17 protein-coding genes, 1 tRNA gene and 1 pseudogene are annotated in these 17,550 nt (G+C 30.1%); 12 read left to right on the forward strand and 7 right to left on the reverse strand.

Features of this window, described 5'->3' with window-relative positions:
* The first annotated feature begins 32 nt into the window (after positions 1–32).
* Positions 33–293, forward strand: coding sequence for a co-chaperone GroES (groES, locus tag ELQ05_RS01195; protein ID WP_002825273.1), 261 nt, complete (start codon positions 33–35; stop codon positions 291–293).
* Positions 294–313: 20 nt separating this feature from the next.
* Positions 314–1,951: a chaperonin GroEL gene (gene groL, locus ELQ05_RS01200; RefSeq protein WP_002853460.1), complete on the forward strand. Its 1,638-nt coding sequence runs from the start codon at positions 314–316 to the stop codon at positions 1,949–1,951.
* 42 nt (positions 1,952–1,993) lie between these two features.
* Here the strand turns inward: groL and dccS are convergent, their stop codons facing one another.
* Both dccS and dccR read right to left on the reverse strand, forming a co-directional pair.
* Positions 1,994–3,184 (reverse strand): two-component system sensor histidine kinase DccS, encoded by a 1,191-nt coding sequence (gene dccS / locus ELQ05_RS01205; RefSeq protein ID WP_002887839.1) that lies wholly within the window; start codon positions 3,182–3,184, stop codon positions 1,994–1,996.
* Positions 3,177–3,842 (reverse strand): two-component system response regulator DccR, encoded by a 666-nt coding sequence (gene dccR, locus ELQ05_RS01210; protein WP_002853205.1) that lies wholly within the window; start codon positions 3,840–3,842, stop codon positions 3,177–3,179. Before dccR ends, dccS begins: the two co-directional genes overlap by 8 nt.
* 147 nt (positions 3,843–3,989) lie before the next feature.
* Between dccR and ELQ05_RS01215 the strand changes: the two genes are divergently transcribed.
* Both ELQ05_RS01215 and ELQ05_RS08350 read left to right on the forward strand, forming a co-directional pair.
* Positions 3,990–4,589, forward strand: a complete 600-nt coding sequence (locus tag ELQ05_RS01215; RefSeq protein WP_002866222.1) for a bacteriohemerythrin — start codon at positions 3,990–3,992, stop codon at positions 4,587–4,589.
* Positions 4,590–4,599: 10 nt separating this feature from the next.
* Positions 4,600–4,839 (forward strand): annotated as a pseudogene (locus ELQ05_RS08350) (ribbon-helix-helix domain-containing protein); the annotation flags it as partial.
* A 222-nt stretch (positions 4,840–5,061) separates the two neighbouring features.
* Here ELQ05_RS08350 and ELQ05_RS01225 read toward each other — a convergent pair.
* The 4 genes from ELQ05_RS01225 to htrA form a co-directional block, all read right to left on the reverse strand.
* Positions 5,062–5,136, reverse strand: a tRNA-Asn gene (locus ELQ05_RS01225).
* Positions 5,137–5,228: 92 nt separating this feature from the next.
* On the reverse strand, positions 5,229–6,476 hold the full coding sequence (locus tag ELQ05_RS01230; protein WP_002853920.1) for an ArsS family sensor histidine kinase: 1,248 nt from the start codon (positions 6,474–6,476) through the stop codon (positions 5,229–5,231).
* Positions 6,473–7,147 (reverse strand): response regulator transcription factor, encoded by a 675-nt coding sequence (locus ELQ05_RS01235; protein WP_002777451.1) that lies wholly within the window; start codon positions 7,145–7,147, stop codon positions 6,473–6,475. The genes ELQ05_RS01230 and ELQ05_RS01235 overlap by 4 nt, the downstream gene beginning before the upstream one ends.
* Before the next feature lie 75 nt (positions 7,148–7,222).
* Positions 7,223–8,641 (reverse strand): serine protease HtrA, encoded by a 1,419-nt coding sequence (gene htrA, locus ELQ05_RS01240; protein WP_070317010.1) that lies wholly within the window; start codon positions 8,639–8,641, stop codon positions 7,223–7,225.
* A 199-nt stretch (positions 8,642–8,840) separates the two neighbouring features.
* Between htrA and ELQ05_RS01245 the strand changes: the two genes are divergently transcribed.
* Genes ELQ05_RS01245 through ELQ05_RS01280 form a run of 8 tightly spaced genes read left to right on the forward strand, consistent with a single transcriptional unit; the run spans position 8,841 to position 16,530 of the window.
* Positions 8,841–9,734, forward strand: coding sequence for a DnaJ family protein (locus ELQ05_RS01245; RefSeq protein ID WP_002876803.1), 894 nt, complete (start codon positions 8,841–8,843; stop codon positions 9,732–9,734).
* Positions 9,735–9,749: 15 nt separating this feature from the next.
* The gene (gene hspR, locus ELQ05_RS01250) at positions 9,750–10,124 is read left to right on the forward strand and encodes a heat shock transcriptional regulator HspR (RefSeq protein WP_002861924.1); all 375 of its coding nucleotides are present in this window, start codon (positions 9,750–9,752) and stop codon (positions 10,122–10,124) included.
* 6 nt (positions 10,125–10,130) lie between these two features.
* Complete coding sequence (locus ELQ05_RS01255) at positions 10,131–11,756, forward strand: cation:proton antiporter (protein WP_002859297.1); 1,626 nt, start codon at positions 10,131–10,133, stop codon at positions 11,754–11,756.
* A 9-nt stretch (positions 11,757–11,765) separates the two neighbouring features.
* Positions 11,766–12,098, forward strand: coding sequence for a hypothetical protein (locus ELQ05_RS01260; protein ID WP_011049906.1), 333 nt, complete (start codon positions 11,766–11,768; stop codon positions 12,096–12,098).
* The gene (locus tag ELQ05_RS01265; protein ID WP_096703114.1) at positions 12,095–12,715 is read left to right on the forward strand and encodes an HAD family hydrolase; all 621 of its coding nucleotides are present in this window, start codon (positions 12,095–12,097) and stop codon (positions 12,713–12,715) included. Before ELQ05_RS01260 ends, ELQ05_RS01265 begins: the two co-directional genes overlap by 4 nt.
* Positions 12,716–12,770: 55 nt before the next feature.
* Positions 12,771–14,765 (forward strand): glycine--tRNA ligase subunit beta, encoded by a 1,995-nt coding sequence (gene glyS, locus ELQ05_RS01270; protein ID WP_134224578.1) that lies wholly within the window; start codon positions 12,771–12,773, stop codon positions 14,763–14,765.
* A complete protein-coding gene (locus ELQ05_RS01275; RefSeq protein WP_096703110.1) occupies positions 14,762–15,583 on the forward strand; it encodes a M23 family metallopeptidase in 822 nt (273 codons plus the stop codon). Before glyS ends, ELQ05_RS01275 begins: the two co-directional genes overlap by 4 nt.
* The gene (locus tag ELQ05_RS01280) at positions 15,580–16,530 is read left to right on the forward strand and encodes an SAM-dependent methyltransferase (protein WP_070317005.1); all 951 of its coding nucleotides are present in this window, start codon (positions 15,580–15,582) and stop codon (positions 16,528–16,530) included. Before ELQ05_RS01275 ends, ELQ05_RS01280 begins: the two co-directional genes overlap by 4 nt.
* Here the strand turns inward: ELQ05_RS01280 and ELQ05_RS01285 are convergent.
* Positions 16,527–17,501 carry an exopolyphosphatase gene (locus ELQ05_RS01285; protein WP_096703108.1) on the reverse strand — a complete coding sequence of 325 codons (975 nt, stop codon included), beginning with the start codon at positions 17,499–17,501 and terminating at the stop codon, positions 16,527–16,529. The two genes, ELQ05_RS01280 and ELQ05_RS01285, sit on opposite strands and share 4 nt — an antisense overlap.
* Positions 17,502–17,550 lie beyond the last annotated feature (49 nt).

Raw genomic sequence — 17,550 nt, forward strand, 5'->3', positions numbered from 1 at the left:
GCTAAAATCAATATTTTTAAGGATGGACAAAAATGAATTTTCAACCTTTAGGAAAGCGTGTTCTAGTTAAACGCGTAGAAGAAACTAAAACAACAGCCTCAGGTATAATTATACCAGATAATGCTAAAGAAAAGCCTTTAATGGGTGAAGTAGTAGCAGTAAGTAAAGAAATCACTGATATTGCAAATGGTGATAAAATCGTGTTTGCTAAATACGGTGGAACAGAAATTAAACTTGATAATAATGAATATTTAGTTTTAAACTTAGATGATATCTTAGGAATTTTAAAATAATTTATAAAAAAGGATAAAAAATGGCAAAAGAAATTATTTTTTCAGATGAAGCAAGAAATAAACTTTATGAGGGCGTTAAAAAACTTAATGACGCGGTAAAAGTAACTATGGGGCCAAGAGGACGCAATGTTTTAATCCAAAAAAGCTTTGGTGCTCCAAGCATTACTAAAGATGGCGTAAGTGTTGCTAAAGAAGTAGAGCTTAAAGATAGTCTTGAAAATATGGGTGCTTCACTTGTAAGAGAAGTAGCAAGCAAAACAGCTGATCAAGCAGGCGATGGAACAACTACTGCAACGGTTTTAGCTCATGCGATTTTTAAAGAAGGTTTAAGAAATATCACAGCAGGTGCAAATCCTATTGAAGTAAAACGTGGCATGGATAAAGCTTGCGAAGCTATAGTAGGCGAACTTAAAAAACTTTCTCGCGAAGTAAAAGATAAAAAAGAAATTGCACAAGTTGCTACAATCTCAGCCAATTCTGATGAAAAAATCGGAAATTTAATCGCTGATGCTATGGAAAAAGTGGGCAAAGATGGTGTTATCACTGTTGAAGAGGCAAAATCAATCAATGATGAATTAAATGTAGTTGAAGGTATGCAATTTGATAGAGGTTATTTAAGCCCTTATTTTATCACTAATGCAGAAAAAATGACAGTAGAGCTTTCAAGCCCTTATATCTTGCTTTTTGATAAAAAAATTGCAAATTTAAAAGATTTATTACCGGTTTTAGAACAAATTCAAAAAACAGGCAAACCACTTTTAATTATCGCTGAAGATATTGAAGGTGAAGCACTTGCAACTTTGGTTGTAAATAAACTTCGCGGTGTTCTTAATATTTCAGCCGTAAAAGCTCCAGGTTTTGGCGATAGAAGAAAAGCTATGCTTGAAGATATAGCGATTTTAACAGGCGGAGAAGTGATTTCTGAAGAACTTGGAAGAACTCTTGAAAGTGCGACCATACAAGATCTTGGACAAGCTTCTAGCGTAATCATCGATAAAGACAATACAACCATAGTAAATGGCGCAGGTGAAAAAGCAAATATTGATGCAAGGGTAAATCAAATCAAAGCACAAATTGCTGAAACAACTTCAGATTATGATAGAGAAAAATTACAAGAAAGACTTGCAAAATTAAGTGGCGGTGTTGCAGTTATTAAAGTAGGTGCAGCAACTGAAACTGAAATGAAAGAGAAAAAAGATCGCGTTGATGATGCTTTAAGTGCTACTAAAGCAGCAGTTGAAGAAGGTATAGTAATTGGTGGTGGTGCAGCGCTTATCAAAGCAAAAGCTAAAATCAAACTTGATCTACAAGGTGATGAAGCAATCGGTGCAGCTATCGTTGAAAGAGCTTTAAGAGCACCTTTAAGACAAATTGCTGAAAATGCAGGCTTTGATGCAGGTGTGGTTGTAAATAGCGTAGAAAATGCTAAAGATGAAAATACAGGCTTTGATGCTGCAAAAGGTGAATATGTTAATATGCTTGAAAGTGGAATTATCGATCCTGTTAAAGTAGAAAGAGTAGCTTTACTCAATGCAGTTTCTGTAGCTAGTATGCTTTTAACCACAGAAGCAACAATTAGTGAAATTAAAGAAGATAAACCTGCTATGCCAGATATGAGCGGTATGGGAGGAATGGGTGGCATGGGCGGAATGATGTAATATCTGCTCTAACCTCTTATCAGCAAGGATTTTCCTTGCTGATTACCAATTTAATTTAAAAACACTCCCTTGATTTTCTACAGATTCACAAATAATCTTAATATCATTATCATCACAAACTTTTTTTACCAAAGAAAGCCCTATACCAAATCCTCCTTGATCGGTATTAAATCTTGTATACCTATCAAAAATATGATTTAAATTTGACTTTGAAATTCCACAACCTGTATCCGCAATACTTAAAAAATTGGCTTTTAAAATTATAGAAATTACTCCACCTTTTTTATTGTATTTAATAGCATTGCTTATAAGATTATCAATCAATTTAGAAATTTGACTTTTAGGAGCAAAAATATTTGCTTGATTTAAATCAAGCTTTAGTGTAATTTTTTTTTGCTCAAAAAATACTTTAAAATATTCCAATCTTTCTTCAAGTAGTATTCTTAAATCAAATTTTTGTTTTTCTGTTTCTAAGGTATTAGGGAAATTATAAAAAACAAGATCAGAATACACTTGAGACAAACTTTTTGCAGCAAGCTTAATCCTTGTAAATTTAGCATTATCTCCTAAATTTTGATGCTCAAGTTGTTCTATACTCATCAAAATAACACTTAATGGGGTATTGAGTTCATGGGTTGAATCTTTAATGAAACGATTTAGTGTGCTGATTTTATCCTCTAAAGGCTTTAGAGCAATTTTTACTAAAATATAAGATATTAAGCCCAATATGCAAAAAGCCATAATAGCAAAACCAAAAACTTTCGTTCTAATCCAAAAAAGATCTTTGCCAACATCTTCACCCTGTATTAAAATTTGCAAACCATCGTTAGTATTTACTTCTTCATTGCTAGCATGTCTTAAAAAATAATGATCTGCACTCATAGGAGCAAGGAAAAAAACCTTATTATCACAAATACCTCTACCTTTAAGCTCTATCTTTGCCTTTCTTAAATCAAAATCTATATTACTAAAAACAATCTTTTTAGCATCAAATATAGCAAATTTTAGTGCTGTGCTTTGAGCAATATTTTTTGCACTTATATCTATAGGAGTAAAGCGAGAATTTAAGATACTTATAACAATATTTCTATGATTTTCTCTCAAAGTGGCACCCTTTAAAACAACTAATTCTTCATATAATTTTTGATACCATAATGCAAAAAAAATAGTTAAAAAAATACCTGTAGTTGTTAAGTAGATTAATAAAATTTGCCTAATGACTTTTTTAGCCATAGCAATATCCCCTGCCTCTTTGATTTATAATTTTTTCTTTTCCTAAAATTTTACGTAAATTTTTCACATAAGCCCTTAAACTTAACTCACTAGGCTCCTCATCATAATCCCAGAGTTCTTCAAAAATTCTCTCTGTGCTTAAAAAGTTGTTTTTATTTTTAAGTAATAAAGACAAAAGCTTAATTTCTTTACTCGGTAAAGTCAAGGCTTTATTATTATGGTAAAGAATTTGTGTAGTAAATTCAAATCTAAATCCATCTCCTAAATCTTCAAAATCTTCATTTTTATGTGAAAAAGCTCTTTTAAGCAAAGCTTTAACCCTGATAGATAACTCGGCAAGTTCAAAAGGTTTTTTTATATAATCATCACAACCTGCATCAAAGCCTTGTTTTAAATCATTTGTTGTGTTTAAAGAAGTCATGAAAATTGCTGGGGTTTGCTTTCCGCTTTTTCTTAATTCTTTAAGCAATGAAAATCCATCTCCTAAAGGAACTTTTACATCTAAAATCCAAAGATCAAAATATCTTTCATAAGCCATATCTAAAGCTTCTTGTGCATTATCGCATAAAAATACTTCATATCCTTCATCGTTTAAAAACTCTTCAATGATCTCACTCAAGCTCAAATCATCTTCTAAAAGTAAAATTTTAGCAGCCATAATTTAAATCTTTCTAAGTTCAAATCTCTTAAATATATATCATTGTATCAAATTTCTTATCAATTATTTAATAAAATTTCATTTTTATTTAATTTATTTTTATCTATAATCCTTTTATACAAATAAATTTTTCCTTAAGGAGTTAAAATGCTTCCAAAATGGGATAACAGCTATAGTGTGCACAATGCTAAAATTGATGAACAACATAAAAAGCTTTTTGAACTTGCTGCAAAAGTTGAAGTTGTATCAGATAGATCTGTAAGTAAAAATGAAGTCAAAGAACTTTTGGCTGAATTTTTTAATTATATGAAAGATCACTTTAATGATGAAGAAAAATACATGCAGCTAATAGGCTATCCAAATTTAGAAGAACATCGAAAAATACATAAAGAAATCATCCAAACCATGATTAACTTAATCAAAGATATCAAATCAACCAATGATCTTAAAGAAAAACTTTATATAGTGGCTAAAAAGTGGCTTTTAGAACACATACTATATGAAGACATGAAAGTTGAAAAATGGAGAAGTTCTTCTTTGTCTACAGATGATGGTGGCGATGTTAGCTTTGAAGCAGCAGAAGATGAAGATAATGAGCATCCACAATTTTATCTTTATACCTGTAATTGTCCTGGTAAAATTCACGATGTTCCTTATAGCATTCATCAAAAAATAGAATTACAAGGTCATAAATTTACTTGTAAAACTTGTAAACAAGCTATAAAATTTTACAAAAAACATTCTTAAGGAGGATAAAATGAAACGCAATGTAAAAACTTATTCTTTTAGAATGCCTTTAGAGCTTAAGGAGCGTTTGGATAATTTAAGTAAAAATCTTTCTAAACCAAAATCAGCCATAGTAAAAGAAGCCATAGAAGCTTATCTTAATGAAGTTGAAGATTTTTCTTTTGCTGTTAATGCCCTAGAAGAACTTAAAGATGGGGATTATCAAAAGGCAAGTAAAAAAATAGATAAAATTGTCAAAAATCTCCAAGAAGATTCTAACGATAACGAACTTGGTGATTTTGATTTTGCTATTGAAGCTTTAGAAGAACTTAAAGATGGGGATTATCAAAAGGCAAGTAAAAAAATAGATAAAATTGTCAAAAATCTTAAACAAACAAAATAAAAAACTTTATCACAATTTTTTTTGTGATAAAGACTTATTAATTTTTATATTAAAATACATTTATGAATATTAAAAATGGAGTTAAAAAAGTGGCTCCGGATGTAGGATTCGAACCTACGACCAATCGGTTAACAGCCGACTACTCTACCGCTGAGCTAATCCGGAACATTTAAAAGTAAAATGTGATTATAGTGAAATTAAAAAACTTTGTCAAGGGTTTTTACACAAAAATGCATTTTTTATGTAAAAAAATTAATTTACTCCTTAACAATAACACTTTTTAAATTTCTAAAATAAAACAAATTTACCCCATCTTCATATAAATAATCAAGCTTCATTCCATGTGTTTCTAAAATAGTATTTACAATATAAAGCCCTAATCCAAAACTTGATTTTTGTTTTGATCCTTGAGTAAAAGCTTGAGTATAGTATTCTAAAGTATTGTTAAGCTCAGGACCACGATTTTTGAAACAAATATAATCATCTATAATATCAATTTGCACAAACCCATCTTCAGAATGTTTAATACCATTATCTATCATATTTTTAATCGCCGTAGTAAAAAGTTTAAAATCCACATTTACAAAAAAACTTTCTTCCATAAAAATACGTATATTGCTATCATCTCGCATTGCAATTTCTTTGGCTTCATCTAAAACATCTAAAATATTGTATTTTTTTCTATTTATAAAAGCAGCCCCTGAAGTAATTTGCTCAATAGCAGCAAATTCATTAATTAAAATTTCAAGTCTAGTAAAAACCCCATTTAAGCGCTCTTTATATTTATTATCTTCTATCATTTCTAAAGTTAAAAGCCCCTTAGTAATAGGAGTTTTGAGTTCATGCATAATATTTCTTAAAAAAAACTGACGAGATTGGTTTAGCTTTCGAATTTGAACAATGGCTTGATAAAAAGCTTCACTTACTTGTGAAATTTCATCCACCCCAGTGCTTACATCTTCTATATCATTAAGCTTTCCTTGGGCAAATTTATCAATTTGTTTTTTAAGTCTTTTAAGTGGTTTTAATTTTTTAAATATATAAATATAAAGCAATACAAGAATACAAATCACAGCTACAGCTATGGCTTTGATAATAAAATACCTATAGGTTTGATAATCTTGATCCTTATAAAGATAAACCTTTCCATCATAAATAATATTTAAATACACCTGTCTATTATAAGAAATAATCTCGATTAAGCCATTATTAACCTCAACCCTAGCTAAAACATCACCTCTAAAAAGAATTTTACGGATCTGCTTTGCTTCTGTTATCTCATCCATTTTATTATAATTTTTTGTCTGCTCTTCAAATTCTTTTTCACTGATAACTCCTGCAAAATTTAAGAGCCTTGCATTAGCTATCAAAGAATATTTTGTATTTAATTCTCTAGTATAATTTTGCTGATCGTATTCTATAAGCCACAAAAAGCCAAGTATAACACTAACCCCAGCAAAAATAAAAATAAAAGTTATAGTATAAAAAATCGAAGATTTATTCATTGAGTAAGCTTATAACCTATTCCACGTATAGAGTGAATATATTTTGGAGTTTTTGGATCATCTCCCATCTTTTGACGAATTCTACTGATAATAACGTCTATACTTTTATTGCTAGAATCCTCACTAATAGAAGAACAATTATAAACAAGCTCTTCACGACTTACCACTCCACCCTCTTTTTTAATCAAATAGCTTAAAATATCAAATTCAGCATTAGTTAAAGTAAGCTCTTGTCCTTTCATGGTAATAATATGCTTATATTGATCATAAACAAGATCTTTTACACTTTTTGCTATGGCACTTTTTGTATTTGAAATACGTCTTAAATGACTTTTAATACGTGCTTGTAATTCTTTTGGATTATAAGGTTTTGGTAGGTAATCATCTGCTCCAAGCTCTAAAGCATTAACCTTATCTGTAATATCATGTCTTGCACTTGAAATAATAATAGGCGTATCATACTTTTTACGAATCTCTTCACACACTTCAAGCCCATCAAGTCCTGGCAAAGAAAGGTCTAAAATGATAAGCTGATACTCTTTTAATGCGAGCTTAGAAAGGCCTATATAAGGCTCATGAGCTATATCAACTTTCATATCAAATTTTTCCAAATATTCAGCTGTAATTTCTGCTAATTCTAAATCGTCTTCTATCATAAGAATATTTGTCATAGTTTTCCTTTATTTTAAACTTAATTTTAATTTTAAACTAAAATTTATAACGAAAGGAAAATCCTTCCGTTATTTTTATTTAAGCACAAGCAAAGTCGCAAAACCATTGCGATATACCCAAACTTTGGTAAATTCTTTTTTATTAACTTGTTTTAAAGCTTGTTCTAAATCTTTTAAATTTTTAATTTCACTTTGTCCAATACCTATGATAATATCACCCTCTTGGAAACCAGAATTTTTTCCTTTGCTCTTTTCTTTAACACTATCAACCAAAACACCATTAACATCTTTTGGAATTTGCAAACGATCCTTAAGTCTTGGATCTAAATTTCTCAAACTCAAACCATCAATCAGATCACTTTGTACGCCTTTAGGATTTTCTTTTTCACCTTTAAGAGTAAAACTTGCTTGCTTATTTTCTCCATCTCTTTCGTAACTTAATGAAATTTTTTGACCAATCTCTAAAGTTCCTATATAATTTTTAAGATCAATAGGACTTTTTATAATCTTATCATTAACTTTAGTAACTAAATCTCCACGCTTAAGCCCTGCTTCATCAGCACTTGAACCTTTTTGAACATCAGTGATTAAAGCTCCTTCTTGATTTTTGTAAGCTTTTTTAGTATCACCTTGCAAAGCTGAAATAGTCACACCTAAAAATCCTCTATCGATCTTGCCTTTTTCAATAAGTTTTTTAGCTATATCTTTAACCATATTTGAAGGTATAGCAAAACCTATGCCGTTATTTCCACCGCCACGAGAAAGAATAGCTGAATTAATACCTACTAAATATCCACGACTATCCACCAAAGCTCCACCTGAATTTCCTGGATTGATAGAAGCATCTGTTTGTATAAAATTTTCATATTGATTTAAACCTATATTGTCTTTGTTTAAAGCAGATATTATTCCACTTGTAACACTAAAACCGACTCCAAAAGGATTTCCAAGTGCAAAAACAACATCTCCTTCCATTAAATCATCAGAATTTGTAAAAGTAATAGCTGAAAGATTATTAGCCTCTATTTTTATAACAGCCAAATCTGTTTTTGAATCTTTACCTATAAGTTTTGCTTTATATTCTGTATCGCTTCCTGGTAAATTCACTGTAATCGTATCAGCATCATCTACAACGTGATTATTTGTTACTATATAACCATCTTTTGAAATAATCACCCCTGATCCCAAAGAACTCACCACTTCTTTATCATTTTTTCCTTTTCTTTGAGGAAAATCAAAATCAAAAAATTGTTTAAAATAAGGATCATTAAAAAAATCATCCAGAGGACTTGGACGATTCGCTCTTGTAATAGTTTTTGAGGTGGAAATATTAACCACTGATTTTTTTGCATCTTTAATAGAATCATGATAAGAAAGCACTGCATTTCCAGCAGCAGGATTCACACGATTAGCCGTTGTAGTCGATTCGTTAAAATTAATACTTACAGCAAATAAAGCACTTGCTAAACTTAATGATAAAAAAATCTTTTTCATTTCATTTCCTTTTTGTTCTTAAAGATAAATTATCTCGTAAAATATTTTACTGTCTTCATAGTATAAAACCGAAAATTTACAAAATTGTAAATAAAACCTTGAGTGATAAAAATTTATAAAACTTGATTGACTTAGGCTAAAGTTTATGTTATAATTTAATCCTTTATATAATCAAGTAAAATTTTTAAGGAAATATAACATGAATAGTTTATACGAAACTCTTGGAGTTAGTAAAAACGCTAGTGCAGATGAAATAAAAAAAGCTTACCGTCGCCTAGCTAGAAAATATCATCCTGATATCAACAAAGAAAAAGGTGCGGAAGAAAAATTTAAAGAAATTAATGCTGCTTATGAAATTTTAAGTGACGAAAAAAAACGAGCTCAGTATGACCAATACGGCGATTCTATGTTTGGTGGACAAAGTTTTCATGATTTTTCAAGAAATGCTGGTGGGGTAAATTTAGACGATATTTTAAAAGATCTCTTTGGAGGAGGCTTTGGTGGACGCTCAAGAGGGGGTTTTAACGGCTTTTCTTCAAAAGGCTTTAGCAGTGGTTTTGGAGGATTTGGAGGTTTTGAAGAAGAAAATTTAGACAGCAATCTAGAGCTTCACATTCCTTTCGAAAAAGCTGTTAAAGGCGGGGAACATAGTTTTAATTTTCAAGGCGAAACCATTAAATTTAAAATTCCACACGGTATAAAAGAAGGCGAGAAACTAAGAATTCGCTCTAAAGGAAAACAAAGCAGAAATGGAGCTAGAGGCGATTTAATCATTATTGTAAAAATAGAAGAAAGTCCTATTTACACAAGAGAAGATGATGATTTATATCAAAAGGTTGATATTTCTTTAAAAACTGCACTTTTTGGTGGAAAAATAAATATAAAAACACTCAAAGAAGGCAAGGAAGAAGCGACAATTAACATAACGCCTAATTCAAAAAATAACCAAAAAATTCGTTTAAAAGGTTATGGGGTGCAAAATAGAAAAAGTGATATTTATGGGGATATGTATTTGATTTTAAATGTTGTTTTGCCAAATTTAGATACCCTTGATGAAAAATTTATAGAACTCTTAAAAGAAAAATTACCTTAAAGAAAGGAATAAAATATGGAACACCATTATGATGAACCTGTATATTTAATCAGTGTTGTGGCTAAAGTTTTAAGCATACATCCACAAACCTTAAGGCAATACGAAAGAGAAGGATTGATAGAGCCAAGTAGAACCGATGGCAAAATAAGACTTTATTCTCAAAGGGATATTGACCGCATTAAACTTATATTGCGTTTAACAAGAGACATGGGAATCAATCTTGCTGGAGTAGATGTTATCTTAAAATTGAAAAACCAACTTCACGAATTTGAAAATTTAATTGATGAACTACGCTTAGAATTAAGCAAACAACAAGATAAAGAAGCGGCTAGCAAAGCCGTTGTTAAGCATAAAAATAGCTTTGATTTGATTTTTTATGAGAAAAAATAAAAAATAATGGATAATTTTTTAGAAATTTTTTTAATCACCGTTGCTATAGCTATAGTTTTAAATGTCATATTTAAAAAATTTGAAATTCCAACTATCATTGGATATATAGCTGCTGGAGAAATCATTTCTGAAATTTATCATTTAAGTGGCAAAGGCGAAATCACCCATATAGCCGAATTTGGTATAGTGTTTTTAATGTTTACCATAGGGCTTGAATTTTCTTTTAAGCATTTAATGGCAATGAAACAAGAAGTTTTTTTAAACGGCTCTTTGCAGATGCTTACTTGTGGCTTTGTTTTTATGCTACTTGCTATAGGAATTTTAGGACTTGGAGATAAAAGCGCTACCATAGTAGGCTTTGCACTAGCGCTTTCTTCAACCGCAGTGGTGCTTAAAATTTTAAATGATAATGGCGATATAAATGAGCAATATGGCAGAAAAGCATTGGGAATTTTGCTTTTTCAAGATATAGCCGTTATTCCTTTGCTTTTACTTGTAGATATTTTTTCATCCAACAATCAAAACATAGAAAAACTCCTTTTTACCACTTTAATTTCAGCACTTATTTTAATCACTTTATTATTTTTCATAGGTAAATATCTAGTGGATAGAATTTTTAGACTCATTATCCACACCTCTTCTCAGGAAATTTTTATTAGTACTGTTTTATTTATGGTTATTGGAGCAAGTTTTTTAGCAAATTATTTTGGATTTTCTTATTCTTTGGGTGCTTTTATAGCAGGTGCTTTGATAGCAGAAACAAAATATAAACACAAAATAGAAGCGGACTTAATCCCATTTAGAGATTTGCTTTTAGGGCTTTTTTTCATAACTGTAGGCATGCAAATTCAACTTGATGTAGTGGCGCAAAATTGGTTTTTAATCATAGTTTTAACCCTTCTTGTAATGGCTTTAAAATTTGGCATAGTTTTTGGCTTTTTATTTCTTTACACTAAAAAAAGAGTAGCGCTTAAAACAGCTTTTGCCATAGCACAAATTGGCGAATTCGCCCTAGCAATTTTTTCTCTTTTACAAGCAAAAAATATGCTTGATATCAAAACTTCACAAATTTTAATTGTTGTTTCTATCTTAACCATGATTATCACGCCTTTTATTTTAAACAATATAAGAAAAATTACCAATGTTGTAGAAGATATAGCACTTAATACCAACGCTGTGCAAAATATTGACAGCAATATCAAGCTTAAAAATCATCTTGTTGTTTTTGGCTACGGACGCTTAGGACAAGAAGTCGTACAAAAAATCAAAAACACAGGTGTACCTTATCTTGTTTTAGAAAGTGATTTAAATTTAGTAGAACTTGGAGTTAGTCGGGGTGAAAATGTCGTTTTTGCCAATGCTGCTCAAGAAGAAACCTTAAAAATTGCCAATATAGAAGAATGTGCCGTAGCTATTATCACAGTTACAAATGAAGCTAAACTTGAAATTTTATGTCAAGTGCTAGCTAATTATCCAAAACCTATAGACACTATCATTCATGTAAATGGAACTTTGAAAAAGATGCTTTTTTCTAGCATAGATGAAAATATACGCATCATTCGCTCTGAAAAAGTAATCGCTAGAAATTTAGTTCAAGAAGCACTAGAATGCCGCATTCATAAAAATACCTAAGGAAGAATTTTGACAAAAAATGAAGAAAAAGCCTTACGCGTAAAATACCTAAGAAATCTTGAAAAATTTTTCAATGGCGCCATATCTGCGCTTAAAAAAGAAGATTTTGATAAAACTAAATTTGAAGAAAGAATGTTAAAAAATGCTAAATTTTTTAAAAAAAATCCCGCGGTAAATCTTAACTCAACCTATGCAAAAAATCTTGAATTTTTTGTCAATGCTTGTTTAGATTTTTCCAAAGAAAAAAGCGAGCTTTTAAATCTTGCCAATGCTTTAGATAAGCAAAAAAAACAAGGTGAGAAAAAAGAAAAACATAAAAATTATTTAAAGGATTATGAATGATTAATGTATTTTTTGATATGGATGGAACTTTAATAGATAGCGCAAATGCCATTTCTTATGCAGTCAATGAAATAAGGCAGGATTTAAACCTAGCCCCACTTTCAAGAGAAATCATTATGCAAACCATCAATACTCCCAATATTGACTGGGCAAAAGAACTTTATAATATAGAAAATTTCCATCATTCTAGTTTTAAAGAAGGCTATGAAAAATATTTTGTCAAACACTATGAACAAAGCGTGGTGCTTTTTGAAGGAGTGAAGGAACTTTTAGAATTTTTAAAAAGCAAAAATTGTTTTTTAGCTATTGCCACTAACGCCCCGCAAAGCTCACTTTCAAACATACTTAAAAAACATCAAATCATTCCTTATTTTGATAAAATTTTAGGCGTAAGTTTAGGCATAGAACCCAAACCTCATCCTATGATGCTAGAGCTTTTAAAAAGTGAGGCACCATATAAAACAAGCGTTTTTATAGGGGATAGTCAAAAAGATAAAGAATGTGCTAAAAATGCTAATTTGCCTTATTTTCATGCCAAATGGTATCAAAAAGATTTAAAAGAAAATGAATTTAGCAACGCTAGTGAACTTAAAGGCTTTTTAGAAAAGTATTTATAAGTTTTTTAATGAAATTTTAGTTAAAATTAGAAACAAATTTTAAAAAGAGTAAATTATGAGTGAATTATTAATAGAAATTGGCACAGAAGAATTACCTGCTATTCCTTTGCTAAAAGAATTAGCTAATATAGAAAAAAAATGGAAAAATGTTTTAGAAGAATACCGCATGGTAAGTGATTTTAAATTTTATTATACTCCGCGTCGTTTAGTTTTTTTTCATGAAAATTTTGCAGACAAACAAGAAGATAGCTTTGCTGAATTTATAGGAGCACCTAAAAATGTCGCCTATAAAGATGGAGTTTTAACTCCTGCAGGACAAAGCTTCCTGCAAAAAGCAGGGATCAGTGAAAATGAACTCGCTTTTAAAGAAATCAAAGGCAAAGAAGTTTTATACCATCAAAAAGCTATTAAAGGTTTGCAAAGTCAAAAAATTTTAGGAGAAATGGTAGAAAAATTTCTAAAAAGTCTTAGTTTTGGCAAAAGTATGCGCTGGGGTGCAAATTCTTTTGAATTCATTCGTGCGATCCGTTCTATAGCTTGCATTTTAAATGATGAACTTGTTAATTTTCAAAGTTATGGGGTAAAAAGTGCTAAAAAAACTTTCATTCACAGAAGCGTAAGTTATGATTTGCAAGATTTTAACAATGCAAAAGAATATTTTGAACTACTAGAAAAAAACTATATCATCCTTGATCCAATCAAAAGAAAAGAAAAAATACTTGAGCAATTTAAACTCATAGAAAGTCAAAAAAATATACAAATTGGAGAGGATGAAGAACTTTTAGCTGAAGTAGTTGCTATCACAGAATACCCTAATGCACTTTTAGGAAGTTTTGAAGAAGAATTTTTAGAAATTCCTAGCGAAGTAATAATCACTTCAATGAGAGAAAATCAACGCTATTTTGCAGTTTTTAATGACAAAGGCTTAAGCAATCATTTTATAGTAGTAAGTAATGCAGTATGTAAGGATTATTCAAAAATCATACATGGAAATGAAAGAGTTTTGCGTGCAAGACTTAGTGATGCAATGTTTTTTTATCAAAATGATTTACAAAATGGCTTAAAACCTGAAAAACTTGCCAAAATGACCTATCTTGAAGGTTTAGGCACAATGCAGGATAAAAGTTTAAGAGAGATTAAAATTGCTGAAATTTTATGTCAAATGCTTCATAATGATAAAATCGAAAATATCAGCACAGCACTAAAATATGCTAAAGCTGACTTAGCCACACAAATGGTTTATGAATTTACTGATTTGCAAGGCATTATGGGAAGTTATTATGCGCAAAAAATGGGCTTAGATTATGAAATTTGCTTAGCTATCAAAGAACAATATCTTCCTAATTCCGAACAAGCTCCACTTCCAAGTACAGAATTTTCAAGCATAGTAGCCCTTGCAAACAAGCTTGATGCCCTTATAGGACTTTTTAGCATAGGAAAAATTCCAAGTGGAACAAAGGATCCTTATGCCTTAAGAAGAGCTGCCAATGGGATCATTAAAATCGCTCTAAATTTAAATAAAGAATTTGATATCCAAATTTTATTAGAAAAACTTTCAAGTCATTACAAAAGCTTTGATATGCAAATTTTAAAAGATTTTATTTTTGAAAGACTTTATACTTTTTATACAGTCAATGCTTCTTTTGTAAAAGCAGTTTTAAGCTCACAAAATACAGATCTTATCCATATCAATCAAAGCGTAAATGCTCTTATAAAACTTAGCAAAAAAGACAATTTTAATGAAAATTTTGCAACCTTTAAAAGACTAGCCAATATCGCCACTAAAAATTCTCATAAAGTTGATGAAAGTCTTTTTGTTCAAGAAGCAGAAAGCAAACTTTACAAAGCTTTTCAAGAAAAAACTAAAGCCGACTCTTTACAGGAAAAACTTGAAAATCTTTTTGCGCTCAAGCCTTTTATTGATGAGTTTTTTAATCAAGTGATGATTAATGCTGAAGATAAAAAACTTAAAAATAATCGCCAAGCTTTGGTTTATGAAATTTATGCGGAGTTTTTAAAAATCGCCGATCTTAAAGAGTTAAGCCTATGAAAGCCTTATGGCTTTTTTTAAGCTTTACTCTTTGGCTTTTTGGAGCTCAAAATTTAGAACTCATCAAAGGTCAAGCTTTATTTTTGGAACTAGATAAGAAAGATTTTTTATCTTTGAAAAATAATGATAAAAATATTCCCACCTTTACACATCCTAAAAATCAAGAAAAAATTCTAGCTATTTTTTCCTTACCTTACAAAAATCCCCCGCAAAATACAAAACTTATAGCATTTTATAAAGATAGAAAAGAAGAAATTTTCATAAAAACTTTAGAAGGTAATTATAAAAGTGAAAAATTGCAAGTTGAAAACAAAAAGATTTTTCCGCCAAAAACCGTACAAGAACGCATCGCTAAAGAACTAAAAGAAGCCAATGCGATTTATAGTTCTTATACTCCAAAAGCTTTATTTAACAGTACTTTTAATATACCTTTAAATTCTTTTATCACAAGTGATTTTGGCAAAGCAAGAACTTTTAATGAAAAAGTAGCAAGTTATCATAGCGGAACGGATTTTAGAGCCGCCACAGGAACGCCTATTTATGCAGCCAACTCAGGCATAGTAAAAATTGCAAAAGATCGTTATTTCGCAGGAAATTCGGTAGTGATTGATCATGGTTTTGGAATTTATTCACAATACTATCATCTTTCTAAAATCGATGTTAAAGTAGGACAAAAGATAAAAAAAGGCGAACTTATAGGACTTAGCGGGGCTAGTGGTAGGGTAAGTGGGCCGCATTTGCATTTTGGAATTTTAGCTGGAGGCAAACAAGTTGATCCTTTGGATTTTGTATCCAAATTTAATGCTATTTTTCAATGAAATTTAGTGACTTTTTCCACGCTTGGCTACATGAAAGCTATTATAAAAATGCTGTAAGTATAGGAAAAAACGGAGATTTTTTTACTGCTGTGAGCGTAGGAAATCTTTTTGGCACACTTTTAGCCAAGCATTTTTTAAATTTAATAGATAAAAAAATTTTACAACCCCCTTTAGAACTTGTAGAAATAGGTGCTAATGAAGGATATTTAAGTCGTGATTTTTTAGCCGCTTTGCTTGAATTAAGACCTGAAATTTTTTCTCAAATTTCTTTTTTCATCATAGAACCGCATGAAAAATTAAAAAATTTACAGAAAAAGACCTTAGAAGGAGTGGAATTTACTCACAAAAATAGTCTTAAAGAATGCCATTTTAAGAACGCTTTTTTCTTTTGCAATGAACTTTTTGATAGTTTTACTTGTGAACTTATAGATCATGATAAACTGGCATTTGTAGAAAATTTTAAACTTATTTTTAAAAATATGGATGAAAATTTGATCACAAAATGCAAAGCTTTAAATCTTACAAAAGGCGAACTCAGTTTAGAGCTTGAAAATTTTTTTAAAGATTTAGATCAAGCTTGCGAGAGATTTATATTTGCGGGATTTGACTATGGAACTTTGAATCCACAAAATTTTAGCTTAAGAATCTATCAAAAGCACGAAGTTTTTAGCCCTTTTGAAGTATCTTTAAAAGATTTTTTCGGCAAAAGCGATCTAACCTATAATGTTAATTTTACTCATCTTCAAAAACTCATCAAAGAATATGATTTCAAACCTTTAGCTTTTAAAAAACAAAGTCTTGCTTTCATGGATTTTGGTTTTGAAGATTTATTAGAATACACAAAAAATAAAAACATTAAAACTTACGAAAGTTTTTTATCTCAAGTTAAAATTTTATTTTTTAATTTTGATGAAAAATTTCATTTTTTCGAATTTCAAAAAAACTAAAATTTTATATTTTTCATACTTGCCAAACAAACTCCCTCCCTTAAACCCTCATCAATGACTAGAAGTTTATGTTTATCAAACAAAGCATAAAACAGCAAACAACCTGCACTCAAATAATTTTTTCTCATCGTGCCTACTTCTTTTATGGCCTTTTTTTCTTCCATATGAAAAAGTTTAATAGCATAGTTTAAAAAATCCTTATGGCAAAGTTTTTTACCATTTACTCTAGTTGCTTCATACTTTTCATAGCTTATATTTTGTTTTAATGCGCTAAGTGTAGTAGGAACTCCGGAATTTAAAACCACCGTTTTAGCCCCTAAAGAACGAAGTTCCTTTTTAATCATAGCCACCTCATCAAAAGCCATAAAAGCTAAATGCTTTAAATAGGGATTTACAATTAAAAAATGAATTTTAAGTTTTTTATCTTTAATATTGATGATAAATTTAGGATATTTTTTTATCAATTTTTTATAAGAAATACAAGATTTATAATAAGAATGGCAATTTTTTTCATAAAAACCAATAATACCAAAATCAAAACTTTTAAAACTTTTTCTAAAAGAAAGCTCACAAGAAGCCCCTCCTAAATCACAATACGCAAACTCTCCCCAAATTTTAAGCCTTCTTAAACCTGATTGCATACCCAAAACACTGATCTTAGCTTCACTTTTGGCATCTATAAGCTTAAAATCAATCCCAAATTCTTCTTTTAAATGGGCAAAAATTTCATTTGTATTACTTGCCTTTCTAAAAGCTGCAGTCGCTACAGCTCTTGCTTTGCTTAAATCTTGCTCTTTAGCTAAAATACTCAAAGCATTTTTTAATCTTTGTATGGCTTCTTTAGAAATTTCTCCACTTTGATTTAGATTTTTCGCTGCCCCAATAACAAATTCATATTCTTTTAATTTATTTAATTTTTCATCCATTTGTACTGCTCTTAAAGTATTCGAACCAAGATCTATACCTAACATGACTTTCCTTGTTTGATTTTATAGTATAATAGCAAAAAAGTTCTAAAGG

Source organism: Campylobacter sp. US53 (assembly GCF_004378995.1).
In the GTDB taxonomy this organism is placed as follows: domain Bacteria; phylum Campylobacterota; class Campylobacteria; order Campylobacterales; family Campylobacteraceae; genus Campylobacter_D; species Campylobacter_D jejuni.